This is a genomic window from Terribacillus sp. DMT04, assembly GCF_019056395.1.
Classification (GTDB): domain Bacteria; phylum Bacillota; class Bacilli; order Bacillales; family Amphibacillaceae; genus Terribacillus; species Terribacillus aidingensis_A.
On sequence record NZ_CP077639.1, the window covers coordinates 1,003,235 to 1,028,654 of the forward strand.

Here is a 25,420-nt window from a genome sequence, read left to right on the forward strand (position 1 = left end):
TCAGTCTTTTATCATAAAAAACCTTGAGGAGGAATGAATATGTGTATTGTTCAAACAAGACAGTGGGTGGAAGATTGGAATGATGATGGTTAGCGGAGCCTCCGTGTAAAAAATCGATAGAGAAGGTTGGGGAAAGTATGTTTGATGTGTTAAAGAAGTTAGATTGGTTTTTCTTGAAATATTGGAAGCGATATACCGTCGCCGTTATCGCCCTTTTACTGGCTAGTTTAATTGGGCTGATACCACCGAAGTTAATTGGTATGACAATTGACGAGATTAGTTATAATTCCCTCACATCAGAAAGGCTTTGGCAGGTAATCGGGCTATTTGTATTGTTAATTGTCTTACATTATGTCATTTCCTATGTGTGGGATTATACGCTTTTCAGCGGATCGGCTATTTTGGAGAGGTTGATGCGCTCTAAACTAATGGGGCACTTGTTCCGAATGACACCTACTTTTTTTGATAAGAAGAAAGTGGGAGACCTGATGGCTCAAGGTACAAACGACTTACGAGCTATCTATATGACGAGCGGATTTGGCGTCTTGACCTTAGTGGATTCAAGTATTTTTATGCTGATGATTATTGCTGTCATGGGTATAACAATCAGCTGGGAATTAACGTTGGTAGCCTTAATTCCGATGCCAATTATGGCAGTCGTTATGCACAAATACGGCAATGCAATTAACGAGCGTTTTACAGAAGCACAAGAAGCGTTTGGTAACTTAAACAATGAAGTGCTGGAATCCATCCGAGGTATTCGTGTTGTTCGTGCTTATGTATTAGAAAAGCAAGATGAGCAGCGGTTCCAGAGCATGACAGAAGATGTTTACCAGAAAAACATTAAGGTAGCGAAGATTGATGCCTTATTTGAGCCGACGATGAAGGTTCTGGTGGGTCTTTCTTACACAATTGGAATTGGGTATGGCGCATTGCTCGTTTTCCAAAATCAAATCACGCTTGGTAACTTGGTTGCTTTTAACATGTACCTTGGAATGTTAATTTGGCCGATGTTTGCAGTAGGAGAATTAATCAATGTCTTGCAGCGCGGAAATGCGTCTCTCGATCGGGTCAATACAACACTCCATTATCCGGCTGATGTTACAGACCCTGAGAAACCAGCAGACCAGCAAAAGCCAGGAGATATTGAATTCGAATCGGTGAGCTTCCGTTATCCTGGTAACGACAGGGAACGTCTTGAACATATAAATCTAAAAATCCAGCAAGGCAGCACGTTAGGTGTAGTTGGAAAGACAGGAGCAGGCAAATCGACGCTTTTCAAGCAGCTGCTGCGCCAGTATCCGCCAAGTGAGGGAAGGTTATTATTAGGTGGAACACCGGTCGAACAGTTTAGATTGGAAACGACACGTAATTGGATTGGTTATGTACCCCAAGAACAGATTCTTTTCTCCAAAACGATCCGAGAAAATATCCAATATGGGAAACGCGATGCAACAGATGAAGAGATCTACCGAGTAATGGAATTGGCGCATTTTCTCACCGATATTAAAAGTCTTCCGGAAGGGTTAGACACGAAAGTAGGCGAGAGCGGTGTAACTTTATCAGGCGGCCAAAAGCAGCGGGTGGCGCTAGCGCGTGCATTTATTAAGAATCCAGAAATATTAATTCTCGATGATTCGATGAGTGCGGTAGATGGCAAAACGGAAGCGAATATAATTGAACATTTAAAACAAGAGCGTCAAGACAAGACAACAATCATTGCCGCGCACCGTCTTTCTGCCGTTAAGCACGCAGAGCAGATTATTGTGCTGGAAGAAGGAAAAATCATAGAGCGAGGTACGCACAAAGAACTGCTAGCAGCAAGTGGCTGGTATGCAAGCCAGTACCAACTGCAGCAGCTGGAGGAAAAGGAGGTAATCTCCTCATGAAGAAAAATACAACAGAACGTAGGTTATTTCGTTATGCTTTAAGTAACAAAAAAACAATAAATATTGGACTCGTCTGTCTGCTCATTGCTGTCGTGTTAGAATTGGCTGGCCCGCTCATTGCAGCCCGAATTATTGACCATCACATATTAGGAATTGAGTCGACATGGTATGAAGTTGGGAATCAGACAGATAAGACAGTTCAGTATAACGGGAAGACATATATCCGTGCTGATGAAATAGCACCCGATGAAGCTGATATGGGAGAAGCAACCATTCTGCAGATTGGCAAGCATTTTTATTTTTCAGAAGCGGTTCTGCCACTCGATGGTTCCAGAACTTATGAAGATGGCACAATCAAGATAGATAGTTCACAAGGCGCAAAGGAAGCTTCTGGTACCAGACTGTCAGCAGGTCAGCTTTATGACTTTTTCCGTCCGCAGTTCCAACCAATTATTATATTGCTGATTGTGTATGCGGCATTGCTATTTATCGCAGCAATATTTCAGTTTTGGAAAACATTCCTGCTGCAGCAAGCTTCCAATAAAATTGTCCGCACGATGCGGAATGATATCTTTGCGCATACACAGCGGGTACCGATTAATTATTATGTAGATCGACCTGCGGGCACGATTGTCGCACGTATTACAAATGATACAGAAGCGATTCGGGATTTGTATGAAAGAGTCCTGGCGACATTTGTGACGAGTTTTGTTTACATGGGCGGTATTTTTGTGGCAATGTTCATTCTAAATGCAAAACTCGCTGCGATTTGTTTGCTCGTCATTCCAATCTTTTGGGCATGGATGAAGGTGTATAAGTACTTTGGTACTAAATACAACAAAGTGGTCCGCAAAACAGTGAGTGAAATTAATGGCAACATCAACGAATCAATCCAAGGGATGCCGATTATTCAAGCATTTAACAGAGAAAAAGAGACAGAAAAGGAATTCGAGGTGCTGAATAAGCGGAACTTTATTTATCAGCGGAAACTGATGAAGCTGAGTGCGCTTACGTCACATAACTTGGTAACAGTGCTGCGCAATTTAGCTTTTGTAGCTTTTATCTGGTACTTCGGCGGCTCAGCTGTTACAGGAGGCTCTATCGTAACAGTAGGTGTATTGTATGCCTTTGTTGATTACCTGAATCGCTTATTTAACCCGATGACAGATGCGGTGAATCAGCTTCCGCTTTTAGAACAAGCACGTGTAGCTGCTTCCCGTGTATTTCAGCTGCTTGATGAAAAAGGCGAAGACGTGGACTTGAAGGCGAAACGTGAAAAGAACCGCGGCGAAATCGCATTTAAAGATGTCAGCTTTGCTTATAACGAGAAAGATTATGTATTAAAGAATCTTAGCTTTAAAGTAGAGAGCGGACAAACGGCGGCTTTTGTCGGCCATACTGGATCAGGTAAGAGCTCTATTATGAATTTGCTGTTTCGTTTTTATGATCACCAGAAAGGCAGCATTACGATTGATAATGTTGATACAAAAGACATGTCACGCCAGCAAGTGCGCAGCAGTATGGGGATTGTTTTGCAGGATCCATTCCTTTTCACAGGTACAATTCTGACCAATGTAACGATGAACAACCCAGCTATTTCTCGGGAAATAGCTATAAAAGCTTTACAAGCAGTCGGAGCGGAACAGTTTATCTCCAAATTGCCGAAACAATATGATGAGCCAGTCAAAGAAGGCGGAGCAACCCTTTCCATGGGAGAACGGCAGCTGGTCTCCTTTGCCAGAGCGTTGGCTTTCAACCCATCTATTCTGATACTAGATGAAGCTACAGCGAATATTGATACAGAAACAGAAGCGATTATCCAACGTGCCTTGGAAGTACTGAAAGAAGGCAGAACAACACTCGTCATTGCGCACCGTCTTTCCACTATTATGCACGCGGATCAAATATTCGTTTTGGATCATGGTGAGATATTGGAAAATGGAAATCACCTCTCGCTGTTGAAGAAACAGGGACAATATTATCAGATGTATTTGATGCAGCAAAGCGGTATCAAACAATCTGCAGGGTAAAATGAGGCCGTCCTGGGAAACAGGACGGTCTTTTTGCGGGTGACAATTGTTGCAGAGATTTAATTATTTTGTAATTGTTTTGTGAAGCGACTTCTTTGTGTAATGATGTATGATAGGCATATTGGTGAAGTATTGGAGTAAGTCATATGTCATATCAAAAAAATACACATGATCATAAACGAATTTTACAAATGAAATTAAATCGTTACACCCTAAAATTACAATTATGTTACGAAAAATATAGAAGGCTGGAGGTGATAGGTCTTGTATCTACGCCAGTCTAATGATCCTAAGCGCGGGAAATTAGAAGAACAAGTCAAACAAGTGCAAGTTGGTGATACTGACAAACAAAATGAGCTGATTGAGAAGTATCAGCCTTTTATCGCAAAGTCAGTTTCAGAGGTATGCAAAAGATTTATTGATCCTGTGAAGGATGAGGAATTCAGTGTCGGCCTTTCTGCTTTTAATGAAGCAATGATGTCGTATGCAGATGACAAAGGCAGTTCCTTCTTATCATTTGCCAAGCTCGTAATTAAACGAAAAACGATTGATTACATCAGACGTGAACGGATTCGTCTTCCTGCAGCGTCATTGGATGAATTATTTGAAGATGACAGTGAGAATCCGCGGGAGGCCGAAGCTGCCCAGACGGCTTTTATCCAAGAAACAGAATCATGGTATCGCCGAGCAGAGATTGAGGAGTACGATAAAAAACTGAAAGAATACAAGCTGTCATTCCAGGAGTTAATTAATGTGGCGCCGAAGCACCGTGATGCGAGAGAAACGGCAATTGAATCTGCAAAGATCTTGCATGCTGATCCGGACTTGCGCGATTATGTTATTCGGAAAAAGAAAATCCCGATAAAACAGCTTGTGGAGAAAGTTTCTGTCAGTAAAAAGACGCTGGAAAGGAACAGGAAGTATATTCTCGCTGTATTTATTATTTTTAGCGAAGATTATATTTACCTGAAGGATTATATGAAGGGGGTGAGTTAGTGAAAAGAGGAGTCGTCGTGAAGCAGAGCCGGCGGAGCACAATCGTGTTGACCAGTGAAGGCACATTCCTGGAAATCAGTGCAAAAGGCAAAACAGAAATTGGACAAGAGGTCGAATTTACTGCAGAGGAAATGATTCGCAGAACGCATATTAGCCAATGGACCCCATCTGTAAAAAATCTAATGCGAGTAGCTGTATTGGTGCTTGTTTTTGTGTTGGCATTATTCCCTATGTATTCCTGGTACGTTGGTAACAAAGCTTATGCGTATGTAAGTTTGGATTTTAACCCAAGCATTGAGTTAAAAGTAAATAACCGAATGGATGTTGTTTCTATTACAGGCTTAAATCAAGAAGCAAGAACGGTCATAGATAATCTGGATGACTGGCAAGGAGAAGCTGTTGAAGAAGTAGCAGCGAATATTTTGCGTAAGTCGAGTGACTTAGGTCTATTAGCTGACTCGGAAAGTATTATTATTGGAGTTAATTATATTGATACGAGACAAGATGATAAGAAACTGACGAACATTCTGGAAGGTTCAGTGAATGAATTTAACAACTCACTACATATTGCTTCTTTCCAAGTACCGGACAAGGTTCGTGAAGTTGCACGGAATAAGCAGAAATCAATGAATGAGATTATGGCACAGTCCATTTTAGAAGGAACTTACTTGTCTACGTCTGTTCCGCCGCTAACACAATCAGATTCAGCCATTATTAAAGATTTCTATAAAGATAATGTGGAAGTGGATGGGAAAGAACAAGACGAGACTTCCCGAAGACCGATAGACAGCGTGAATCAAAAATCTGCTTACGTTGTGAAAGAAGAAACTGAAAAAAAAGAAGCAAACACGATAAGTAAGCAAAACAACACTGCTGATGAAACTGTGCAACAATCCGCAAAAAAAGAGAAGGAGCGTGCACCAGTTTCCAATCAGAAGACAGACCAGGATCAAGATCGTATAACTGTTTCCAATCAAAAAGAAGTAAAAAGAAATGTGAAAGCTGTGCCGCAAGCAAGTAAGTCGAACGGAAATTCCAAGGTGGAAAGTAAACAACAGCGGCAAATACCACCTAATCGTGATACAGCAAAGCAGCAAAAAGAGAAAGACACCAGGGAACACCATTCACAAGGGCATGCTCATGCGTCGGAAAATTCGAAAGAAAAAGTGGCACGTGCACAGGAGCAGGGCCACAAATATGGCCATGATAAACAAAAAGAGAAGAAGCATGGATCATCTGATACGCATAAGAACGATAAGGAGAATCGAGGATGGCATGGCAAAGGCCATCATTCTGATACAAACGATTAAAAGTAGGGCTGGCGGTGGCTAATAATAGGATTATATGCGCAATATGAAGGGTAAGTACGAAGTGAACTTTTCAATAGAGAGGATACCGCCTATGTCTGAACTTGATTTGTCGCAGTTTGAGAAGAAAGTGGTTTTGCGCAACATTACAGAAGCTGATATTGATCAAATCCTGGATATGCAGAAACTATGCTTTCCAGGTATGAGTCCATGGAAAAAGAGCCACCTGAAAAGTCATATTGATATCTTTCCGGAAGGCCAGTTCTGTGTAGAAGTGGACGGGAAAATCATCGGCAGCTGCTCTAGCTTAATTGTTAATTTCAATGAATATGATGATCAGCATACATGGGATGATATTACAGATGAAGGGTATATCACCAACCATAATCCGGATGGGTTCAACTTGTATGGAATTGAGGTAATGGTTCACCCAGACTACCGGGGGATGAAAATAGGGAAGCGGCTTTACGAAGCGAGGCAGGAACTGGCTGCCGAAAAGAACTTAAAAAGCATTATTATTGGGGGAAGGATCCCAAATTATCATAAATACAGTCATGAGCTGACTCCAAGACAATATGTGGAGGAAGTTGAGGCGCAGAATATATTTGATCCAGTGCTGACTTTCCAGGTTATGAATGGCTTCCGTGTCATGCGAATCAATCGTGACTATTTGCCGGATGATAAGCAATCGGCAACCTTTGCAACGCTGATGGAATGGAACAACATTGAATACCATGCGAAGTCAAAAAGGCACTATAAAACATCATATCCAGTACGTATTACTGTTATTCAATACATGATGAAGCAAATCGAGTCGTTTGAGGAGTTCGCCAGACAAGTAGAATATTACGTGGATGTAGCATACGACTTTGGCTCGGACTTTGCCGTATTTCCGGAGATTTTCACCACCCAGCTGATGAGCTTCTTAGAAGAAAAAGTACCGTCCCAAGCAGTTCGGAAATTGTCCGAATTTACAGAGCAGTATATCGAACTGTTTACTGCTTTGGCTGTTCGTTACAATGTGAACATTGTCGGTGGGTCTCATTTCGTTGAAGAAGATGATCATATCTATAATATCGCTTATCTATTCCGACGAGATGGCACGATTGAGAAGCAGTATAAAATTCATGTGACGCCAAACGAGAAAAAGTGGTGGGGCATTCAGCCCGGTGATGCGGTGCAGGTGTTTGATACCGATTGCGGACGTATTGCAATCCAAATCTGCTATGATATTGAATTCCCGGAGCTTGCACGCTATGCAGTTGATCAGGGCGCCAATATTATTTTTGTTCCGTTCTGTACGGACGATCGTCAAGGTTATTTGCGTGTCCGTTACTGTGCACAGGCGCGAGCAGTGGAAAATCAGGTTTACACGGTTATTGCTGGAACGGTTGGGAACTTAACGCAAGTAGAGAACATGGATATACAATACGCACAATCCGGTATTTTCACGCCATCCGATTTCGAATTTGCCCGAGATGGCATTGTCGGTGAATGTCCGCCAAATATTGAAACAGTCGTTGTCGGCGATGTGGATTTGGAGATATTGCAGCGGCAGCGCAAAACCGGGACGGTGCGTCATTTACATGACCGCCGTAAAGATTTATTTGAGTTGCGGTATAAGAAATTTGAGAAATAAGAAGCAGAAATAAAGAAGGCTCGAGCTAAAGTGCTCGAGTCTTCTCTTATACATCCAAGGCATATAACGATGTATGCCCCAGAGCATGATCAATATATTGAAGCAATTCTTCATGTGAACTCACTACAGCATGCTGTTTGGAGGGATAATGAAATGCATGCAGGAAAATCTCAATCCGTTTGGAAAGCAAGTCATCATTCGTGCGCACCATGAGAACAAGCAGGTCATCCCACTGTCCCCATATCGTGAACATTAATGCTTTTTCATAATCCTGGATTTTCATATTCGGCATCCCCTTCCTGCCAGGGTACATTTAGTATCTCTCCAAAGAGCGGGATAATCACTGGCAGATATAAGAAGCGAAGGCCTTATGTTCATTTGTATAAGGTGTTTGAATCCGTACATACTAAGCGCAGTATTGCACTTTTAAAGGAGGAAACACCAGATGAAGAAATGGAAATTGTTAAGTATGGCTGCCCTAGCTGCCATCACCCTTACAGCATGTCAGAATGACGATAATAATGAATCAGGAATGGGAGGTAATGTCGAGCCGACCAGATTTAATAATACGGACAATAACCTTGTTCATCGTAATAGTGATGATACGATGGATGTAGATGACCGTCAAAAAAATGGGAATGACCAGCAGCCGCGTTATCAAGTTGCAGATGATATTTCCAAAAAAGTTAAAGAAGTAAAAGGTGTAGACAATGCGTATGTATTTACAACAGATAACAACGCTTTTGTTGCAGTTGACATGCAGAACAACAACGATGACAATGACAATTCCGGTAATAATGGAATGGGCAACATCAGTACTGGCGATACCCAAAATACGGGGGATAACCAAAATAATGATGTAACAGATGAAATGAAAAAGGAAGTAGAAAAAGCAGTTAAGTCAGTAGATGAAGACATTGACAATGTGTACGTTTCAGCTGATCCTGATTTCTTGGGAATGGCAGAGGATTATAATAACAAAATTGATGAAGGACAGCCGGTTAAAGGATTCTTCCTTGAGTTCGGCAATATGCTGAATCGCGTTTTCCCAAATAACGAAAGATAGTAAAGAAGCTGAGATTAAGCTATATAAAACTCCAAACAATACTGCAATTAAAAGCAGCGTTGTTTGGAGTTTTTGCATTGTCAACGAAGGTGAGAGCGTCGCTTCGGAAATACACTCCGTTTTCCTGCGGGCGGCTGGTGAGTCTCCGTGTATTTCCTACGCTGATTCTTGTTATGAGAATCCTTACGAGTGTAGACAGAATACGTAGACTCCACGAAAATAAAAAGCGATTTTCTTGTCGGCGTCTACTTCAAAAATCATTCTTGTCTGACGATAACAGCTAAATTTGGAAAGCAACAGCCGTCTGAGGGCTGCATTAAAAGTATGGATTTAGTCATCGTTCGCTTTTAGGATGAATTAATTTTGTTTGATCCCAGCCTTTTAATTTGGCTGTTTGGTTAGAGAGGCTGCGATAGACAATGCTTTTTTTATGGCACCTTTTCCAACATCATAATGTGTGACAAACCGGACACTATAAGGTCCAAAACTATTTGCTAACACCTGCTGTTCTTTCAAAAGCTGCACGTATGCATCAGCAGTCATACCCGTACCTTGAACATCAGCCAGCACAATATTTGTTTCTACTCTGTTTAGAATTTCAATTCCGTCAATCTCAGCTAGTCCATCTGCTAAGAGCTTGGCATTATCGTGGTCCTCAGAAAGCCGATCTACATTGTCGCGCAGTGCAACAAGAGCGGGAGCTGCTAGGATGCCTGCCTGTCGCATGCCGCCTCCGAGACGTTTTCTCCACTTTCGGGCTTTGTCGATAAACACGTTTGAGCCAGCAATAACAGAACCAACGGGAGCGCCAAGTCCTTTTGACAGGCAGATTTGAACCGTGTCCGTTAGCTGCGCATATTTTGCCACACTAATACCAGACGCAGCGGCTGCATTGAAAAGACGTGCGCCATCCAAGTGAATCGGTATACGATGTTCACGTGCTATCTGTGCAATTACCATCATATTCTCAATCGGTATAACAGCACCGCCAGCTTTGTTGTGCGTATTCTCAAGGCAAATAAGGCCAGTCTCCGGAAAATGGATATCATCCTTGCGAATAGCAGAAGCCAATTCTTCTGGACAAATTGCGCCTCGCTCGCCCTTTATTGTCCGTGTCTGCACACCTGCAAAAATGGATGCAGCAGCACCTTCATACAGGAAGATGTGTGAATCTTCCTGCAGAATAATTTCGTTACCTGGACTGCAATGAGTAAGTATGGCGATTTGATTACCCTGGGTACCGCTAGGCACGAATAGTGCGGACTCTTTCCCGAGTAAATCGGCAACCGTCTCTTCTAACTCATTAACAGTTGAATCTTCTCCGTATACGTCATCTCCGACTTCCGCTTCATAAGCTGCCTTACGCATTGCTTCCGTTGGTTTGGTGACCGTATCACTGCGTAGATCAATCATTCGAACACTCCTCTCGTTCCTATTATATAGCAAGATTTTATAACTTTTCCACTATTTTTATAGTTTAAAACAGCGAGACTGTCATCGTATATTTTCATTGAATATATTGCGATACTATGGTATTCTTCTAACATAAACATGATAATTCTTATTCGTTTACTTGGATATAAGGAAACTACACTTGAGGTGATAAAATGGGTCGCGAATTTATCGATATGTTCGATGAATGGGCAGAATCATATGATGATACAGTTACTGGCCAAGATCCGCAATATAAAGATGTTTTCGAGAATTACCACGACATCTTGCAGGCAGTTGCCGATGCAGCAGAGGGAAATACATTGGAATTTGGCGTAGGCACCGGCAACCTTTCCGAAAAACTGCTGGCAAAAGGGTTGAAGGTAACTGGTATTGAGCCATCTAAAGAGATGCGGGAGCATGCATCACGTAAGTTTCCGGAACTCTCTATTACCGATGGCGATTTTCTGTCATTTCCGGAACCAGCAGAGCAGGTTTCTTCTATAGTGAGTACATGGGCGTTTCACCATCTGACCGACCATGAAAAAAATCACGCCATTGCCAGCTATGCAGCACTTTTGCCAAAAGGCGGTAAAATCGTTTTTGCAGATACTGTTTTTTCAAGTGAAGACGGCCGTGATAAACTTATTCAGAGAGAGACGGAGAAAGGCTATGATCGGCTTGTTAAAGACTTAACGACAGAATATTATACGACAATAGAAGTACTCGAGAAGATTTTCCAAGCTCACGGATTCTATGTTACATTTATGCAAAAGAACCGCTTCGTCTACTTGATCACAGCAGAAAAAGCGTAAGAGGAGAGAGAGAAATGACTAAAAAAATGAATGTAGAAAGTTTTAACCTAGACCACACGAAGGTTGCTGCCCCGTATGTGCGTCTTGTCGGTATTACAGAGGGAACACAAGATAAAGTATACAAATACGATATCCGCTTCAAACAGCCGAACCAAGAATATATGGAGATGCCGGGCCTTCATTCTCTGGAGCATCTGATGGCTGAGAATATCCGCAATCATATTGAAAACATCCTTGATATCGGACCCATGGGCTGCCAGACAGGTTTTTATGTATCCATTTTGAATAACGACAGTTACGATGAAATTTTGGACGCATTAGAAAAGACATTGCAAGATGTGCTGCAGGCAACTGAAGTGCCAGCATGCAATGAAGTTCAGTGCGGCTGGGCTGCCAACCACAGCTTAGAGGGTGCCCAAGAGATCGCAAAAGAAATGCTTGCTAAAAAAGATGAATGGCGTCAAGTTTTCGCTGAATAGAGGGAGAAAATGGCTGTTTACAAATCTGTACATGAACTGATTGGGAACACACCAGTTGTGCAAATTACGAACTTCTCTCTGCCCGAGGGAGTTCGTTTATTTGCGAAGCTGGAGTTTTATAACCCCGGTGGAAGTGTAAAGGATCGGCTTGGCGTTCATTTGATAGAGGAAGCCGTTCGCACAGGCAAACTGAAGGAAAACGGCACAATTATAGAGCCGACTGCAGGTAATACTGGTATCGGTCTGGCGCTAGCTGCACAGCAGCGCAATATATCCGTTGTTTTCTGTGTACCAGAGAAATTCAGTCAGGAGAAGCAGGAGCTGATGCGAGCGCTCGGTGCAACAGTGATTAATACACCGACATCGGAAGGGATGAAGGGAGCTATTAAGAAAGCAGAAGCGCTGCTGGATGAGATTCCTGACAGCTATTGCCCGCAGCAATTCGCAAATCCTGCTAATCCGGAAACCTATTATAAAACGCTCGGTCCCGAGCTATGGCATGACCTCAAAGGCGATATCGATGTCTTTATTGCAGGGGGAGGTACGGGCGGTACCTTTATGGGAACAGCGCGTTACTTGAAGCACCAAAATCCGGAGGTAAAGACCGTTATCGTAGAACCAGAAGGCTCTATTCTGAACGGCGGATCCCCTGGGTCGCACCGGACAGAGGGAATTGGAATGGAATTTTTGCCAAGTTATATGGATACCGCTTATTTTGACACCATTCATACCATTACAGATAATGATGCATTTTATTACGTGAAAGAGCTGGCGGCGAAAGAAGGTTTACTTGTCGGAAGTTCTTCTGGATCGGCTTTTTGTGCGGCTTTAAAAGAAGCGGCAGACGCCAAGCCGGGAACGACAATTGTAACGATTTTTCCGGATAGCAGTGAACGTTACCTCAGCCAGCAGATCTATCAAGGAGGGTTAAAATGAGACGGAAAACGAAAATGATTCATGGCGGAATTACAACAGATGAAAAAACGGGAGCCGTAAGTGTTCCAATCTATCAGGTGAGTACCTATAAGCAGCCAGGACCAGGTGAACATACAGGATACGAATATTCCCGTACAGGCAACCCAACACGACATGCGCTGGAAGAAACAATCGCAGCATTGGAGAATGGAAAAGCTGGATTTGCCTTTAGTTCCGGTATGGCAGCCATCACTTCTATTATGATGATGTTTGAATCTGGTGATCATGTAGTCATGACTGATGATGTATACGGCGGCAGCTACCGTCTTATCACAAAAGTGCTGACTCGTTATCAGCTAGGACACACGTTCGTAGATACAAGTTCACCGGAAGCAGTGGAACAAGCAATTAAGCCGGAAACAAAAGCAATATACGTGGAGACACCAACGAATCCATTATTGAAAATTACAGACATAAAGAAAATGGCGGAAATCGCTAAGAAACATAATTTGCTGTTAATTGTCGATAACACATTTGCCACACCTTACTGGCAAAATCCAATTGATTTAGGAGCCGATATTGTGCTGCATAGTGCTACCAAATATATCGGTGGCCATAGCGATGTCGTGTCTGGTCTAGTTGTCGTGAACAGTGACAAACTGGCAGAAGAACTGCACTTTATCCAAAATTCAGCTGGTGCTGTACTTGGACCGCAAGACAGCTGGCTGCTTCTGCGCGGCATCAAGACACTTGGTATTCGGATGGAAGCGATTGAAAAAAACAGTGGAAAGCTGGTAGAGTTCCTTAAAGCTCATCCTGGTGTGACTACCATTTATTATCCAGGCTTGGCGGAGCATAAAGGACATGATATTGCTGCAAAACAAGCAGAAGGATTTGGCGGTATGATTTCCTTTGATGTTGGCAGCGGAGAAAAAGCAGACCAAGTCTTGCGGAAAACAAAGTACTTTGTTTTGGCGGAAAGTTTGGGAGCTGTAGAAAGCCTCATTTCACTGCCTGCTAAAATGACACATGCATCTATTCCGAAAGATCGCCGAGAAGAATTAGGCATAACAGAAGGATTGATTCGAATTAGTGTAGGTATAGAAGACAGTGAGGACCTTATTGATGATTTAAAACAAGCGATGACAGAATAAGCAAAGCCAGTCCCATTCAAGGGGCTGGCTTTCTTCTTAATATTTGATCCTCTTCTGAGATGCGCAAAACAGCACGGAAAGAATCTGGATGTTCAGCGAATGCTTTCTGTTCTAATCGGTTAATAACAGCTTTCGCTACACCTTTCACGCTGGCTGGATTCTGACCAGTGATTACTCTGTCATCTACTTCTACATGCCCTTTGAATGGCATCTTGGCTTTGTTATAAGTGAGCGCACGATTTTTCAGCTGTTCTTCTAGTGAATAAGGAATTTCATGCTTATTTAAGCTGGCTTTTTCTTCGCGGTCCGAATAACCTGTGACCGTTTTATTTTGAATGAAGTATGATCCATCTGACAGTTTGACGTTCAGCAATGCTGCTGGCCCATGGCAGACCGCCGCCACAACACCGCCGTTTTCATAAATCTCTCTTGTTAGCTGCTGCAGCTCTTTGCTTTCTGGGAAATCCCACAAAGTCCCGTGACCGCCTGTGAAATAAATGGCATCGTAATCAGCAGCTTTTACATCTTTAGGCGATAAACTTTCGCGCAATAACCTCCGAAAACCGGGTGCTCGATAATATTTGCGCAGTTTATGGCTCTTGAACAAGCCGGTCAGACTGCGGTGATCGATCGGTATATTGCCCCCTTTTGGACTGATAACAGTCATATAATGGCGATTTTTCAGCTTGTCATAAAAGTTCGTCAGCTCGCTGAACCAGAGCCCCGTTGTTTCAGGTGTCTGCTTCAAGCTGTCATGGTTGGTTGCAACAATTAATACCTTACCCATTTTGTAGCCTCCTGCAAATGTCATATTTCTTTTACGATTCCACTAGCAGGTACAAGCTAAACAAGAAGCGCAAGAATTGTGCTAAACTAGAAAGAAAAGAAAGGGTGGCATACATGACCAATCAAGTAGTCGCTTATTTACAGGAAAATCGGGAGAAGCTGCTGGAAAAGCTTTATAGCTATTTGCGTATTCCAAGTATCAGCACAGACAGTACATACAAAGAAGATGTTGCGAAAGCAGCAGCCTTTACAGCTAATTATTTAAAAGAAATCGGCTTTGATAAAGTGACCGTTCAGCAGACAGAAAAACATCCTATCGTAACAGGAGAATGGCTTGGTGCAGGTTCAGATAAACCGACGGCACTTTTTTATGGACATTATGATGTCCAGCCAGCTGACCCGCTTCCGCTTTGGGATAGTGAGCCATTTGAGCCGACAGAACGCAATGGACGCATTTATGCTCGCGGTGTGAGTGATGATAAAGGACAAGTATTCATGCATCTAGCTGTGTTTGAAGCTTTCATGAAAACAGAAGGAGCTCTCCCAATCAATGTAAAAGTATGTATTGAAGGAGAAGAAGAAATCGGCAGCACGAATTTGCATGCGGTTCTGCATGAACAAACAGAACAGTTCCAAGCTGATTTCGCGATTATCAGTGATTCTGGTATGGTGGAAACGGGACAGCCAACGATGCTGTATGGTTTAAAAGGCGCGGCTGCACTCGAGTTCTCGGTATACGGACCAGATCGCGATTTGCATTCCGGCTTGTACGGCGGAGCGGTCCGCAATCCGCTGCAAGCGATGACACATATTTTAAGTTCTTTAAAAGATACAGAAGAAGTAGTTCAAGTAGAAGGATTCTATGACGGTGTGGAGGAATTGCCGCAAGAAGAGCGCAAGCTAATGGCACAAGCGCCTGGAGAAGACTTTACCAAAACAGTGGGCGTTCCGGAAGCAGTATCGGAAAAAGGCTACACAGCGAAAGAACATACCATGGCCCGACCAACATTAGAAGTTAACGGCATGTATGGCGGTTATCAAGGAGAAGGAACGAAGACAATTATCCCATCTGAAGCAACAGCGAAAATAACAAGCCGCCTTGTACCAGGACAAGATCCAGCGGACATCGTGGAAAAAATCACAGCGCATATTAAAAAGCATACGCCAGCCGGGGTTCGTGTCGAGGTTAGACCGGAACCATTCAAAGCAAAAGCGTATAAAGTGGATCCAGATCATCCGTTGATTCAAAAAGCAGCAGACAGTTTAACGGAGGCCTTCGGTAAAGAAACGGTCTTTGTTCGTATGGGTGGATCGATTCCAGTAGTAGAGTGGATTGATACTGTGTATCAGATGCCTGTCATCTTGCTTGGATTTGGCACGCCAGAAGACAGATTGCACTCCCCGAATGAAAGCTTCCCGCTGGAAAGTTTTGATAAAGGGATGGAGACATTGGTTTATTATTATGGAAAAGTAAGTGAATAAGTAAGGAAGACGTCCATATGGGCGTCTTTTTTCTGCTCTCTTTGCATAAGTATAAATACTATTACGTACAAAGGGGAGAGAGCCCGTGCAGCTATCCGACACACAGGCATTGGAAAGGGCTATTGGAGAAATTACCGAGATTGCAAAAGGATTTGGACTGGATTTTTATCCGATGCGCTATGAAATTTGCCCGGCTGATATTATTTATACATTTGGCGCTTACGGCATGCCGACGCGGTTTACCCACTGGAGTTTCGGTAAACAATTCCATAAAATGAAGCTGCAATATGATCTTGGGCTAAGCAAGATTTATGAACTTGTTATCAACTCAAATCCTTGCTATGCGTTTTTGCTTAACTCGAACAGTTTAATTCAAAATAAGCTGATTGTTGCACATGTGCTGGCGCATTGTGATTTTTTCAAAAATAATGTTCGCTTTCAAAACACGAACCGAAATATGGTAGACAGCATGGCCGCAACAGCTGAGCGCGTAGCAGCGTATGAGAAGGAACATGGGAAGAAGGAAGTAGAAGATTTCCTCGATGCAGTGCTTGCAATCCAGGAGCATATTGATCCTTCCTTGCTGCGGCCAAAGCTAGGGTGGGATGCGGAAGACACAGAAAAAGAAGAAGTGTCAGAACGAGCAACAGAATACGATGACATCTGGTTTGTTGATCAGAAAAAAACGAACGAGAAAAAAGACAAGAAGAAAAAGCTTTTCCCCCCTCACCCAGAAAAGGATATTCTGCTGTTTATTGAAGAGTACAGCCGTAATCTGGAGGATTGGCAGCGTGATATCCTGACAATGATGCGGGAGGAAATGCTGTATTTCTGGCCGCAGCTGGAAACAAAAATAATGAATGAAGGATGGGCGTCATACTGGCATGCACGTATTCTGAGAGAGATGAATTTGACAAGTGATGAAGCGATTGAGTACGCCAAACTAAATGCAGGTGTCGTACAGCCTTCACCGACACAGATTAATCCTTATTATTTAGGCATAAAGATTTTTGAGGATATCGAAGAACGCTTTGATAACCCAACAGAAGAGATGCAGCGGTTTGGGGTTAAGCCGGGTTCTGGCAGAGAGAAGATGTTCGAAGTCCGAGAAATTGAATCTGATATTTCCTTCTTGCGAAATTATCTAACGAAGGAATTAGTTCACCGTGAAGATATGTACCTTTTCCAAAAACAAGGGAATGAGTATAAAGTGACGGATAAAGATTGGGAAGCAGTTCGTGATCAGCTAATAACAATGCGCGTGAATGGCGGTTTTCCATATCTGACAGTGACAGATGGTGATTATATGTCGAACGGAGAACTGTATCTGAAGCACGAATATGAAGGGGTCGAATTAGATTTGACGTATTTAGAACGAACATTGCCTTATATTTATCAGCTATGGGGCAGATTTGTGCACATGGAGACGGTTGTGGAAGGTAAAAACGTACTGTTCAGTTATGAAGGGCAGCGCGTTTTGAAAAAGTATTTATAAAGAAAAACGGGCAGCGCTGCCCGTTTTTTTATATGGCTTTCAGTTGTTTTGTACCAAACCAGTCATGGCGGTTGTCTGATATCCATTTATACAAAGACTCTAAATAGGGATCTAAAAATGGCAGGTATAACAGCCAACCTAATGCTGCAGTAGCTGGCAGCAATGTTAATACTTTTTTGACAGTTTCATGTCCTTTGTAAATATCGCCTTTAAAGGACATCATATGGATGCGATCGTATACATCCCCTTTGGCAAGAAAACGGAAGCGTTCATAATTCTCGATATTTTGTGCAGGTATCCATTTCACATTATCTAACCAATCCAATTTTTGAATCACTTGCTTTGCAGTGGAGCATAGGGGACAGCTTGCATCAAAGAACACAATATGTTTCATTTTACATTCTCCTCTCGTTTACTACATAGCCCGTCCAGCAAGATGTTAAACAGGTGATGCTCTTTTAGACTATTTAAATAGAGTCTATCATATTGTAAATGGCTTATCATAGCGACAAGATGTTCTGCTATACTAATTGACAGATAGTTCTAAAAAAGGAGGGGATACGGTGGATTCATTTACAGAAGAGGTAATCCGTGTTATTCGGTCCATTCCTAAAGGGAAAGTAATGACATACGGTCAGATCAGTGCGGCAGCAGGACGAGCACACGGAGCGAGACAGGTATCCAGAATTTTACATAGCATGAGCCAAAAACACGACCTGCCGTGGCACCGTGTGATAAGTGCGGACGGAAAGCTGAAAATTCAGGATGAAGAGACACGGAATGAACAACTGGAGCGTTTGTACGAGGAAGGGTTGGAACTACAAAATGGGCGGGTGAACTTGGAGGAATATCGCTATGAGCCAAGGTAGCATACAAGCTGATCAGCTGCAGACGGAAGCAGATTTACTAGAAGCAATCAAACAAGACAAATGGATGATGTTAGTACTGGAAACAGCAGCCAAGCTAGAGCTTCCCGATTGCTGCATAAGTGCTGGATTTGTCCGAGCAAAAGCATGGGATGTGCAGCATGGTTATATAGAACGAACGCCGCTTACAGACGTAGATGTAGTTTATTTTGACGCAGCTGACATAAACAAAGCAATTGAGAAAGAACTTGAAAACATGCTTATAAAGATGATGCCTAGCGTGCCGTGGTCAGTGAAAAACCAAGCGAGAATGCATCATATCAATCAGATGCCTGCGTTTCGTAATACTGCGCATGCGATTGCTTGCTATCCAGAAACAGCTACAAGTATTGGGGTCAAGCTAGAGGAAGGAACACTGCAATTGATCGCACCGTATGGAATAGATGATTTGCTCGCTTGTCGTATTGCACCAACACCGCCTTATGTGAGAAGTGAAGCTTATCATTCCATCTATCTTGATAGAGTGAACAAAAAGAATTGGCAGCGGCTGTGGCCGCGTGTCCAAATGGAGGAAAGTGCTATATGACTGATGTGACAATTAGACCGCCGAGAGAGTCAGAAGGAGCCCTTTTATGGGAGCTGAAATATGGAGAACAGGAACCAGAATGGAAAAAATGGGATGCTCCCTATTTTCCATTGACGCACAAAACGAAAGAGGAATTCTTAACCAGCTACCAATTTGGTGAGCACTCGCCAGATCAATGGGTAATCGAAGCTGAAGGTACGGTCATTGGAACAGTCAGCTATTATTGGGAACACAAACCGTCCAGATGGCTGGAAATGGGTATAACTATATTTGATCCAGCATACTGGAATGGCGGCTATGGAACAGCAGCATTGGAACAGTGGATTACGCATTTATTCAAAACGCTGTCAATTGTACGGGTAGGGTATACAACATGGTCCGGAAATAAACGGATGATACGGCTGGGAGAAAAGCTGAACATGACATTGGAAGCTCGGATGCGGAAATGCCGTTATTATAATGGTGAATATTATGATTCAATACGGATGGGGCTGCTTCGGGAAGAATGGCTTAAGTGAAGAAGTGCACAAATTATATTGTTTATTTCTTTACAATTTTTTTCAGAAAATAACCTTTAAACATTGTCTAAACATGTTACACTATGTCTAGTAAATTCTTTGTAAAGTAATTTACTAAAACAATGTATAACACTCTATGCTGGGGGAAATGGCACTGTGAGTATAACGTTACAAACCTATTGGAATAATCGTTTTGAAGCAGGGGACATTTGGGGAACGGAAGCAACACCATCAGCAGTGATGGCATATCCATATTTTGCAGCAGATCAGGCAAAGCGGCTGTTTGTACCGGGCTGCGGTTATGGAAGAAATAGCAATTTCTTTGGAGAATATGCTTTTCATGTAACAGCATGTGATATTTCAGAAGTGGCAATTGAACGTGCCAGTAATCATGCAAAAGCAGTTGGCTTGTCCAATGTAAAGCATTTTGTCGGAGACTATATGAATTTGCCTTTTCCTTCGACAGAAAGATTCGATGGCATTTATTTATCAAATATACTTCATATGTATACAGAGGAAGAAAGAAATAAACTATTTCATCATTTCACTTCTCATTTGCATAAGAATGGTCTTTTAATTTTCTCCTGTTTGTCAGCGAGAGATGAAAAGTACTACGGCGCAGGTGCAGAATTGGAGAAAGATACCTTCTTAGTGGAGGATCGAATTATGCATTTCTTCCACGAGAACGAGTTGCAAGAAATGCTTCAAGATGCATTTCAAATTGTCGAAATGACCCTTCACAATCAGCGAATTGATTTTGAAGCAGGTGCAGAGAAAGATGTGCAGTCTTGGTTTGTCGTTGCAAGAAAAAAATAATGTGCACAGCCTCTTAATAGAGGCTGTGTTTTTTATATTTTCGTATTCTTTTTCTTGGCGCGCTGTTCCAGCTGACTTTTTGGCTCTTGATTGGCTGTGTCTTCTGTAAGCCCTTGCTTATTTACGCTCGTAGCCGCATTTTTATTGCGGCTGTTGTTTTTTGGCATCGTAATCACCTCAAGCATTAGTATGGCTTATATCGTAATTTTTTATTAAATGAATGAATGGATATTGTTCCTGCGGCATAGGTTAATTTATAATGAAAAGTAAACCTGCTGATACTTTTGCGCACAGGAGAGAATATATGAAGAATAAATATGTAATAATGCTTGGTACATTGGCAGTAATCGCTATTGCTCTGGCAGTGCTGACATATCAAAATAGATCAGATGAACTGCGGGCGGAAGCATCAGATATCTCCCTTAGAAAACATAAAGTTGCTACCAAAGAGGAAGTACCAGAGCTTTCCGCGGTTAAAGACGGTCCTTTAGATGTGCCGCTTTTAAATCAAATGGATGCACCGCGTTTATATAATGGGTGTGAAGTGACGAGCTTAGCAATGATTCTTTTATACGCGGGGTTTGATGTGACAAAGAATGAATTAGCTGAACAAATTCCATATGTGCCGCTGCAATATGATAATGGGCTGCGAGGAGATCCGAACGAAGGATTTGTCGGTGATATGCAGAATGGTCCAGGACTTGGCGTTTATCACGGACCTGTCATGGACCTTGCTAAGAAAATAGCTGGCGACAGAGCAGTTGATAAAACGGGTGCGACAGTAGAAGAAGCAATTTACGAACCGCTTGATTCAGGTAACCCGGTATGGATTGTTACTACCGCAAGTTTCACGCAAACTGGCGATATGGAGTCTTGGAAAACACCGAATGGCAATGCAGATGTTACTTACAGTGTTCATAGTGTGGCAGTAACAGGCTACACCGAGGATACCGTATTTCTTAATAATCCATACGGACAAAAAAACCAGGAAGTAGACAGAGAAAACTTTGAGAAAGCTTGGAAACAGCTAGGCAGTCAAGCTATTTATATTGAGAAATAAGAAGGAAGCGCAGCTGCGAGCTGTGCTTCTTTTTGCGTCTGCAAGTAGTCCGGGCTACAATGTAGGAAGATGGAGGTGCTACAGATGGAGCTTGAACCGATACCGGATCATTTAGAGAAGGGTCTCCGGCTTTTGTTTATTGGATTCAATCCGAGTGTACGATCTGCTGAGACCGGTCACCATTACGCAAATCGAAATAACCGCTTCTGGAATATCCTCTATCAAGCGGGTATTACGGACCGCAAATATGAGCCTTACGAAGATCGTACTTTGCTTCAAGAAGGAATAGGATTCACCAATATTGTGGCCAGACCGACGAAAGCAGCCGCTGATATTACGAAGGAAGAATACATAGAAGGAGCGGGATTGCTTCGGGAGAAATTAGCGCACTACCAGCCAAAGATTGCATGCTTTGTTGGAAAAGGCGTGTATCAGCAGTACGGCAACGTGAAACAAACGAATTGGGGCTTGCAAAAGGCTCCTGTTACATCTGCTGTACTCGAATTTGTTGCGCCGTCTTCAAGCGGACTTGTACGAATGCCGTTGGCTGATATTGTGCACATTTATGCGGAAATACCAGCTATCTTAAAAGACATAGAGGAGGAGAGTAAATGAAGACAGCAGTAGTAACAGGAACATCCCGCGGGTTGGGAGAAGCAATTGCCAAACACTTAATGGATAAGGAAGTAAAAGTAATCGGTGTCGCCAGAAAAGATAGTAACGCGCTTCCTTGCTATAAAGGGAAGGGAAATGCTAGTTACACGTATCGTTATGGGGACTTACAGGATACAGCGGCATGTGCGCAAATCTTTGAGGAATTAGCTGCGGACATATTTTCAACTGCGAAGGACACAGTGTACTTAATTAATAATGCTGGTGTAGTCGGTCCCATTGCGACAGCTGATGCGTATAGTCTGCTGGAACTGGAAGCACATCTGGCGATTAATCTAACGGCACCGATGCTCGTTTGCTCCATATTCTTAAAGTATGCAAAAACACATAACGTACCGCTTGTAATCGTAAATGTCACTTCAGGTGCAGCAGAACGTTCTGTGCATGGCTGGAGTGCATACAGTACATCGAAAGCTGGATTGAACCGTTATACGGAGACAGTTGCGTTGGAAGAAGCTGAGGCAGGATCCGGGAATATTGCCATAGCCTATAATCCGGGTATCATGGATACAGGGATGCAGGCAGATATACGATCCAGTGAGCCGGAACAGTTCCAGGATGTTCAGAAATTCAAAGACTATGTCACAAACAAGTCATTGCGTGACCCAATGTTTGTAGGTGGTGTACTTGTCGATATTCTCACAGGTGAAAGTATAGAAAATGGCAAACGGTATGCTGTAAAGGATTATGTTTAATTGAAACTGGGTATCTGCCCTTTCCTTTTCTAGGTGATGTACATAGGATGCATTATCCTGTAGGAAAAGGGGGACGTACTGATGTCAAAAGAAAATGGAAACGAAGGTTTCGGTTTTGCATTTCTCGTTGTATTGTTTATTCTTTTAATTATCGTTGGTTCTTGCTACGTAGGTGGCAACAATTACGATTATGGATATGGCAGTGGCTACTGTTATTAATAGATGAACACGAAGAAGCTTTGCACGCGGTCGTGCAAAGCTTCTTTTTACTTTGTCAGAGTTGTGCGGTCAACAGACCGCAGCAGCCGGCTGATAGTGAACAATAATGCAGCAGCAAGGATGCTAATGTATAAAACTGTGAAAAACAGTGAAACAAGCATCTGCATGTTCAATACAAGCAACAATGCAATCAGAATGCCTAAGGAGCCAACAGAAAGAACAATGGCAATAAGACTTGCGAGCCTGTTTTGGAACAATTCCGTTTCCTCTGTCCAGCCTAGTTTAGGATAATACAGATCGCTGAGCATCCCGATAATTGTCACAGCTGCATTCACTAGCAAGGCAAGGAACAGCCAAAGTACTGCTTGCAAAACAGTCAGCTGTAAAACGAAAACGGCAACAAGGAACATAACGCTGATTGGCAGCAGGTTGATTAAAAAAGCAGATTGCAGCTTGGCAAAAACAATTTGCCGCATTTTCAATGGCAGAAAAAGATGGGCTTCCCAGCTGTGTCCGTCCTTTGAAAAGCTTACAATACTTACTGGATTAAGTCCTATTGTAAGGATGTTTGCTGCTAATATGGCAACGTAAAGGCCGTTGCCGTCCAAGTTTTTGGCCAAAGAAGCAGCGGATGTAAAATCACCCATGAAAACAATGACGACGAGTAAAACCGGCATAATAAGTGTGCCAGCAACACATTGCAAAAAGTATGTGGGCGTGCGGAATATAGTCTGTATTTCTTTTCGGCGGTAAGCATGGACAACGGAATTTTCTTTGCGGTACAATCTCTTGCTGTTAAATTGCTTACCTGATCCCGTATTCAGTCCTAATGCACCTTTCAAATATAGTTTTTGTGATGCTGCATAAAACAGCCAAAAGGCAGCTGAGGCAATTACTAAAACGATAATCAGGTACATCAAACTCAATCCGAAGTTGTCTGCTGTCAACAAATTTGTCATGAGCCATGCGGGAGGATAGTACATAGTCGCCATTTGCAGCATCCCGCCACCTTCTGCACTGGAGGCAATCGTTTCGGCAATTTTTTCTGGGTCATGCTGTAACCGAAGTACGACATTTAACAAAATCAGCAAGAGAAAGCCGAGAATGCCGCCGATTACTTTGCTTCTATCTTTATTTTTACCTTTGTTAACAAACTGCATCGCAAACATGACAAGGACAGACGCCAATGAGTAAGGAATAACTGGGACAACGAAGTATAGAAGGAAAGCGAAAATATAATACATCGGGCCGGCATCAGACAGAACGCCATAGTACATGCTGACAGGAAAGTAGGTCCCCGCCGTAACTATATAAGCATAAACGAGCGGGTTCACTGATTTCGCAATCAGCAGCTGATAAGAATGTACCGGGAAGTGCAGGAAAGATGTTATATCTTCAGTAAAGTAAAAAGCATTCATAATTAAAGTTAATGACAATAGAAGTACCACGAAGAAATTCATGAGAAACAACGCGCCTAAAATAATATCCGCGTTTCCTGATGGTTCGAGTATAGAGTAGATTATATCAATCACTTGCAGGACAAAACCGCCAAACATCAGCGCGATTAAAAGTAAACCGAATAACCCGAAAAGCAAGCCAATGATGACGCTCGGTTTTTTAAATACATTACTGTACTGCATTTTTAACTGAATACGAATAAGAGCACGAATCGGTTTATGCATCTTGTGTCAGCTCCAGGAAAATATGCTCCAAGCTTTCATCAGAATGGAATTTTTCTCTCATTTCCGGTAAGGTGCCATGAAACAGCATTTCTCCTTTTCGGATGATAGCCACTTCGTCACATAGCTGCTCGACGACTTCGAGTACATGAGAAGAGAAAAAGACGGTGTTTCCTTTTGCTGTGTGCTGCCGCATTAACTCTTTTAGCTGATAAGACGATTTCGGGTCCAGACCAGTCATTGGTTCATCGAGAATCCACACAGACGGCTGCTGTACGAGCATGCCGGTAATAAATAATTTCTGCCGCATGCCGTGTGAATAGGTTTTTATTTGATCGCTAAGTGCTTCATAAATACTGAACATTTTGGCGTATTCCTCAATTCGAGCAGTTCGTTCGTCTGCTGGAATGCCGTAAATATCCCCAATAAAATGCAGATAATCAATCCCATTCAGCCGCAGAAATAGATCAGGACTATCTGGCACATAGCCAAATTCATGCTTGGCTGCAATTGTGTCGGTTGATATGTCTTTGCCGTTTATGGTAATCGTGCCTGAATCAATTGGCAGGATGCCTGTTACCATCTTAATGGTAGTAGATTTACCTGCGCCATTAGGTCCGAGGAAACCGAAAATCTTTCCGCTTGGAACAGTTAAATGAATGTCGTTGACAGCTTTCCTGCCACCGTATTGTTTATGTACATGATCAAGTTGTATCAATACTTACCCTCCTGTCTGTTACTTCCATTCTGTCTGTTATCTTCCAATTGTTCAAGCATATTTTCTATAAAAAAAGCTTATATCCCCCCGCATAATCTATCGTGTTT

The 25,420-nt window shown here is 42.6% G+C and carries 27 protein-coding genes; 20 read left to right on the plus strand and 7 right to left on the minus strand.

Features of this window, described 5'->3' with window-relative positions:
• Positions 1-137: 137 nt before the first annotated feature.
• The 5 genes from KS242_RS05410 to KS242_RS05430 all read left to right on the plus strand — a co-directional run bounded on the left by KS242_RS05410 (position 138) and on the right by KS242_RS05430 (position 7,861).
• Entirely contained in the window at positions 138-1,889 is a 1,752-nt protein-coding gene (locus KS242_RS05410) for an ABC transporter ATP-binding protein (protein WP_217323340.1), read from the plus strand.
• On the plus strand, positions 1,886-3,919 hold the full coding sequence (locus KS242_RS05415) for an ABC transporter ATP-binding protein (protein ID WP_217323341.1): 2,034 nt from the start codon (positions 1,886-1,888) through the stop codon (positions 3,917-3,919). The genes KS242_RS05410 and KS242_RS05415 overlap by 4 nt, the downstream gene beginning before the upstream one ends.
• A gap of 264 nt (positions 3,920-4,183) precedes the next feature.
• Positions 4,184-4,915: an RNA polymerase sigma-I factor gene (sigI, locus tag KS242_RS05420; RefSeq protein WP_217323342.1), complete on the plus strand. Its 732-nt coding sequence runs from the start codon at positions 4,184-4,186 to the stop codon at positions 4,913-4,915.
• On the plus strand, positions 4,915-6,225 hold the full coding sequence (locus KS242_RS05425; RefSeq protein ID WP_217323343.1) for an anti-sigma factor domain-containing protein: 1,311 nt from the start codon (positions 4,915-4,917) through the stop codon (positions 6,223-6,225). Before sigI ends, KS242_RS05425 begins: the two co-directional genes overlap by 1 nt.
• A 91-nt stretch (positions 6,226-6,316) precedes the next feature.
• On the plus strand, positions 6,317-7,861 hold the full coding sequence (locus tag KS242_RS05430; protein ID WP_217323344.1) for a bifunctional GNAT family N-acetyltransferase/carbon-nitrogen hydrolase family protein: 1,545 nt from the start codon (positions 6,317-6,319) through the stop codon (positions 7,859-7,861).
• 46 nt (positions 7,862-7,907) lie between these two features.
• On the opposite strand, the gene KS242_RS05435 is transcribed toward KS242_RS05430, so the two are convergent.
• Positions 7,908-8,144: a YhdB family protein gene (locus tag KS242_RS05435; protein WP_077310391.1), complete on the minus strand. Its 237-nt coding sequence runs from the start codon at positions 8,142-8,144 to the stop codon at positions 7,908-7,910.
• A gap of 162 nt (positions 8,145-8,306) precedes the next feature.
• Between KS242_RS05435 and KS242_RS05440 the strand changes: the two genes are divergently transcribed.
• A complete protein-coding gene (locus KS242_RS05440; RefSeq protein ID WP_217323345.1) occupies positions 8,307-8,927 on the plus strand; it encodes a YhcN/YlaJ family sporulation lipoprotein in 621 nt (206 codons plus the stop codon).
• A gap of 381 nt (positions 8,928-9,308) precedes the next feature.
• Here KS242_RS05440 and ltaE read toward each other — a convergent pair whose 3' ends face one another.
• Entirely contained in the window at positions 9,309-10,340 is a 1,032-nt protein-coding gene (ltaE, locus tag KS242_RS05445) for a low-specificity L-threonine aldolase (RefSeq protein ID WP_217323346.1), read from the minus strand.
• 194 nt (positions 10,341-10,534) lie between these two features.
• Between ltaE and KS242_RS05450 the strand changes: the two genes are divergently transcribed.
• Genes KS242_RS05450 through KS242_RS05465 form a run of 4 tightly spaced genes read left to right on the plus strand, consistent with a single transcriptional unit; the run spans position 10,535 to position 13,721 of the window.
• The gene (locus tag KS242_RS05450; RefSeq protein ID WP_217323347.1) at positions 10,535-11,173 is read left to right on the plus strand and encodes a class I SAM-dependent DNA methyltransferase; all 639 of its coding nucleotides are present in this window, start codon (positions 10,535-10,537) and stop codon (positions 11,171-11,173) included.
• Between the two features lie 14 nt (positions 11,174-11,187).
• Complete coding sequence (locus KS242_RS05455; RefSeq protein ID WP_217323348.1) at positions 11,188-11,652, plus strand: S-ribosylhomocysteine lyase; 465 nt, start codon at positions 11,188-11,190, stop codon at positions 11,650-11,652.
• A 9-nt stretch (positions 11,653-11,661) separates the two neighbouring features.
• Positions 11,662-12,588: a PLP-dependent cysteine synthase family protein gene (locus tag KS242_RS05460; RefSeq protein ID WP_217323349.1), complete on the plus strand. Its 927-nt coding sequence runs from the start codon at positions 11,662-11,664 to the stop codon at positions 12,586-12,588.
• Positions 12,585-13,721, plus strand: coding sequence for a bifunctional cystathionine gamma-lyase/homocysteine desulfhydrase (locus KS242_RS05465; RefSeq protein ID WP_217323350.1), 1,137 nt, complete (start codon positions 12,585-12,587; stop codon positions 13,719-13,721). Before KS242_RS05460 ends, KS242_RS05465 begins: the two co-directional genes overlap by 4 nt.
• A gap of 16 nt (positions 13,722-13,737) precedes the next feature.
• On the opposite strand, the gene KS242_RS05470 is transcribed toward KS242_RS05465, so the two are convergent.
• Positions 13,738-14,508, minus strand: a complete 771-nt coding sequence (locus tag KS242_RS05470; protein ID WP_217323351.1) for a type 1 glutamine amidotransferase domain-containing protein — start codon at positions 14,506-14,508, stop codon at positions 13,738-13,740.
• 113 nt (positions 14,509-14,621) lie between these two features.
• Between KS242_RS05470 and KS242_RS05475 the strand changes: the two genes are divergently transcribed.
• Together KS242_RS05475 and KS242_RS05480 are read left to right on the plus strand one after the other, a co-directional pair.
• Positions 14,622-15,989 carry a dipeptidase gene (locus KS242_RS05475; RefSeq protein WP_217323352.1) on the plus strand — a complete coding sequence of 456 codons (1,368 nt, stop codon included), beginning with the start codon at positions 14,622-14,624 and terminating at the stop codon, positions 15,987-15,989.
• Between the two features lie 85 nt (positions 15,990-16,074).
• A complete protein-coding gene (locus KS242_RS05480) occupies positions 16,075-17,484 on the plus strand; it encodes a SpoVR family protein (protein ID WP_217323353.1) in 1,410 nt (469 codons plus the stop codon).
• Positions 17,485-17,512: 28 nt separating this feature from the next.
• On the opposite strand, the gene KS242_RS05485 is transcribed toward KS242_RS05480, so the two are convergent.
• Entirely contained in the window at positions 17,513-17,878 is a 366-nt protein-coding gene (locus KS242_RS05485; RefSeq protein ID WP_217323354.1) for a thiol-disulfide oxidoreductase DCC family protein, read from the minus strand.
• A 169-nt stretch (positions 17,879-18,047) separates the two neighbouring features.
• On the opposite strand from KS242_RS05485, the gene KS242_RS05490 reads away from it, so the two are divergent.
• The 4 genes from KS242_RS05490 to KS242_RS05505 all read left to right on the plus strand — a co-directional run bounded on the left by KS242_RS05490 (position 18,048) and on the right by KS242_RS05505 (position 20,270).
• A complete protein-coding gene (locus tag KS242_RS05490) occupies positions 18,048-18,353 on the plus strand; it encodes an MGMT family protein (protein ID WP_217323355.1) in 306 nt (101 codons plus the stop codon).
• Complete coding sequence (locus KS242_RS05495) at positions 18,340-18,936, plus strand: nucleotidyltransferase family protein (protein WP_217323356.1); 597 nt, start codon at positions 18,340-18,342, stop codon at positions 18,934-18,936. Before KS242_RS05490 ends, KS242_RS05495 begins: the two co-directional genes overlap by 14 nt.
• The gene (locus tag KS242_RS05500; RefSeq protein WP_217323357.1) at positions 18,933-19,454 is read left to right on the plus strand and encodes a GNAT family N-acetyltransferase; all 522 of its coding nucleotides are present in this window, start codon (positions 18,933-18,935) and stop codon (positions 19,452-19,454) included. Before KS242_RS05495 ends, KS242_RS05500 begins: the two co-directional genes overlap by 4 nt.
• Positions 19,455-19,610: 156 nt before the next feature.
• Entirely contained in the window at positions 19,611-20,270 is a 660-nt protein-coding gene (locus KS242_RS05505) for a class I SAM-dependent methyltransferase (protein ID WP_217323358.1), read from the plus strand.
• Between the two features lie 32 nt (positions 20,271-20,302).
• Here the strand turns inward: KS242_RS05505 and KS242_RS05510 are convergent, their stop codons facing one another.
• The gene (locus KS242_RS05510) at positions 20,303-20,437 is read right to left on the minus strand and encodes a small, acid-soluble spore protein L (RefSeq protein ID WP_101896434.1); all 135 of its coding nucleotides are present in this window, start codon (positions 20,435-20,437) and stop codon (positions 20,303-20,305) included.
• A gap of 137 nt (positions 20,438-20,574) precedes the next feature.
• Between KS242_RS05510 and KS242_RS05515 the strand changes: the two genes are divergently transcribed.
• The 4 genes from KS242_RS05515 (at position 20,575) to KS242_RS05530 (ending at position 22,916) form a co-directional block, all read left to right on the plus strand.
• Positions 20,575-21,330 carry a C39 family peptidase gene (locus tag KS242_RS05515; RefSeq protein WP_217323359.1) on the plus strand — a complete coding sequence of 252 codons (756 nt, stop codon included), beginning with the start codon at positions 20,575-20,577 and terminating at the stop codon, positions 21,328-21,330.
• Between the two features lie 84 nt (positions 21,331-21,414).
• Positions 21,415-21,945: a mismatch-specific DNA-glycosylase gene (locus KS242_RS05520; protein ID WP_217323360.1), complete on the plus strand. Its 531-nt coding sequence runs from the start codon at positions 21,415-21,417 to the stop codon at positions 21,943-21,945.
• Entirely contained in the window at positions 21,942-22,697 is a 756-nt protein-coding gene (locus KS242_RS05525; RefSeq protein WP_217323361.1) for an SDR family NAD(P)-dependent oxidoreductase, read from the plus strand. Before KS242_RS05520 ends, KS242_RS05525 begins: the two co-directional genes overlap by 4 nt.
• Before the next feature lie 81 nt (positions 22,698-22,778).
• Positions 22,779-22,916, plus strand: coding sequence for a YjcZ family sporulation protein (locus KS242_RS05530; protein WP_217323362.1), 138 nt, complete (start codon positions 22,779-22,781; stop codon positions 22,914-22,916).
• A 47-nt stretch (positions 22,917-22,963) separates the two neighbouring features.
• Here the strand turns inward: KS242_RS05530 and KS242_RS05535 are convergent, their stop codons facing one another.
• On the minus strand, positions 22,964-24,598 hold the full coding sequence (locus KS242_RS05535; RefSeq protein ID WP_217323363.1) for a putative ABC transporter permease subunit: 1,635 nt from the start codon (positions 24,596-24,598) through the stop codon (positions 22,964-22,966).
• Positions 24,591-25,313 (minus strand): ABC transporter ATP-binding protein, encoded by a 723-nt coding sequence (locus KS242_RS05540; RefSeq protein ID WP_217323364.1) that lies wholly within the window; start codon positions 25,311-25,313, stop codon positions 24,591-24,593. Before KS242_RS05540 ends, KS242_RS05535 begins: the two co-directional genes overlap by 8 nt.
• Positions 25,314-25,420 lie beyond the last annotated feature (107 nt).

Coding starts and splice junctions, on each gene's coding strand:
- KS242_RS05410 (WP_217323340.1), top strand. CDS start 138: ATGTTTGATGTGTTAAAGAAGTTAGATTGGTTTTTCTTGAAATATTGG.
- KS242_RS05415 (WP_217323341.1), top strand. CDS start 1,886: ATGAAGAAAAATACAACAGAACGTAGGTTATTTCGTTATGCTTTAAGT.
- KS242_RS05430 (WP_217323344.1), top strand. CDS start 6,317: ATGTCTGAACTTGATTTGTCGCAGTTTGAGAAGAAAGTGGTTTTGCGC.
- KS242_RS05435 (WP_077310391.1), bottom strand. CDS start 8,144: ATGAAAATCCAGGATTATGAAAAAGCATTAATGTTCACGATATGGGGA.
- KS242_RS05440 (WP_217323345.1), top strand. CDS start 8,307: ATGAAGAAATGGAAATTGTTAAGTATGGCTGCCCTAGCTGCCATCACC.
- ltaE (WP_217323346.1), bottom strand. CDS start 10,340: ATGATTGATCTACGCAGTGATACGGTCACCAAACCAACGGAAGCAATG.
- KS242_RS05450 (WP_217323347.1), top strand. CDS start 10,535: ATGGGTCGCGAATTTATCGATATGTTCGATGAATGGGCAGAATCATAT.
- KS242_RS05455 (WP_217323348.1), top strand. CDS start 11,188: ATGACTAAAAAAATGAATGTAGAAAGTTTTAACCTAGACCACACGAAG.
- KS242_RS05460 (WP_217323349.1), top strand. CDS start 11,662: ATGGCTGTTTACAAATCTGTACATGAACTGATTGGGAACACACCAGTT.
- KS242_RS05465 (WP_217323350.1), top strand. CDS start 12,585: ATGAGACGGAAAACGAAAATGATTCATGGCGGAATTACAACAGATGAA.
- KS242_RS05470 (WP_217323351.1), bottom strand. CDS start 14,508: ATGGGTAAGGTATTAATTGTTGCAACCAACCATGACAGCTTGAAGCAG.
- KS242_RS05475 (WP_217323352.1), top strand. CDS start 14,622: ATGACCAATCAAGTAGTCGCTTATTTACAGGAAAATCGGGAGAAGCTG.
- KS242_RS05485 (WP_217323354.1), bottom strand. CDS start 17,878: ATGAAACATATTGTGTTCTTTGATGCAAGCTGTCCCCTATGCTCCACT.
- KS242_RS05495 (WP_217323356.1), top strand. CDS start 18,340: ATGAGCCAAGGTAGCATACAAGCTGATCAGCTGCAGACGGAAGCAGAT.
- KS242_RS05500 (WP_217323357.1), top strand. CDS start 18,933: ATGACTGATGTGACAATTAGACCGCCGAGAGAGTCAGAAGGAGCCCTT.
- KS242_RS05510 (WP_101896434.1), bottom strand. CDS start 20,437: ATGCCAAAAAACAACAGCCGCAATAAAAATGCGGCTACGAGCGTAAAT.
- KS242_RS05515 (WP_217323359.1), top strand. CDS start 20,575: ATGAAGAATAAATATGTAATAATGCTTGGTACATTGGCAGTAATCGCT.
- KS242_RS05520 (WP_217323360.1), top strand. CDS start 21,415: ATGGAGCTTGAACCGATACCGGATCATTTAGAGAAGGGTCTCCGGCTT.
- KS242_RS05525 (WP_217323361.1), top strand. CDS start 21,942: ATGAAGACAGCAGTAGTAACAGGAACATCCCGCGGGTTGGGAGAAGCA.
- KS242_RS05530 (WP_217323362.1), top strand. CDS start 22,779: ATGTCAAAAGAAAATGGAAACGAAGGTTTCGGTTTTGCATTTCTCGTT.
- KS242_RS05535 (WP_217323363.1), bottom strand. CDS start 24,598: ATGCATAAACCGATTCGTGCTCTTATTCGTATTCAGTTAAAAATGCAG.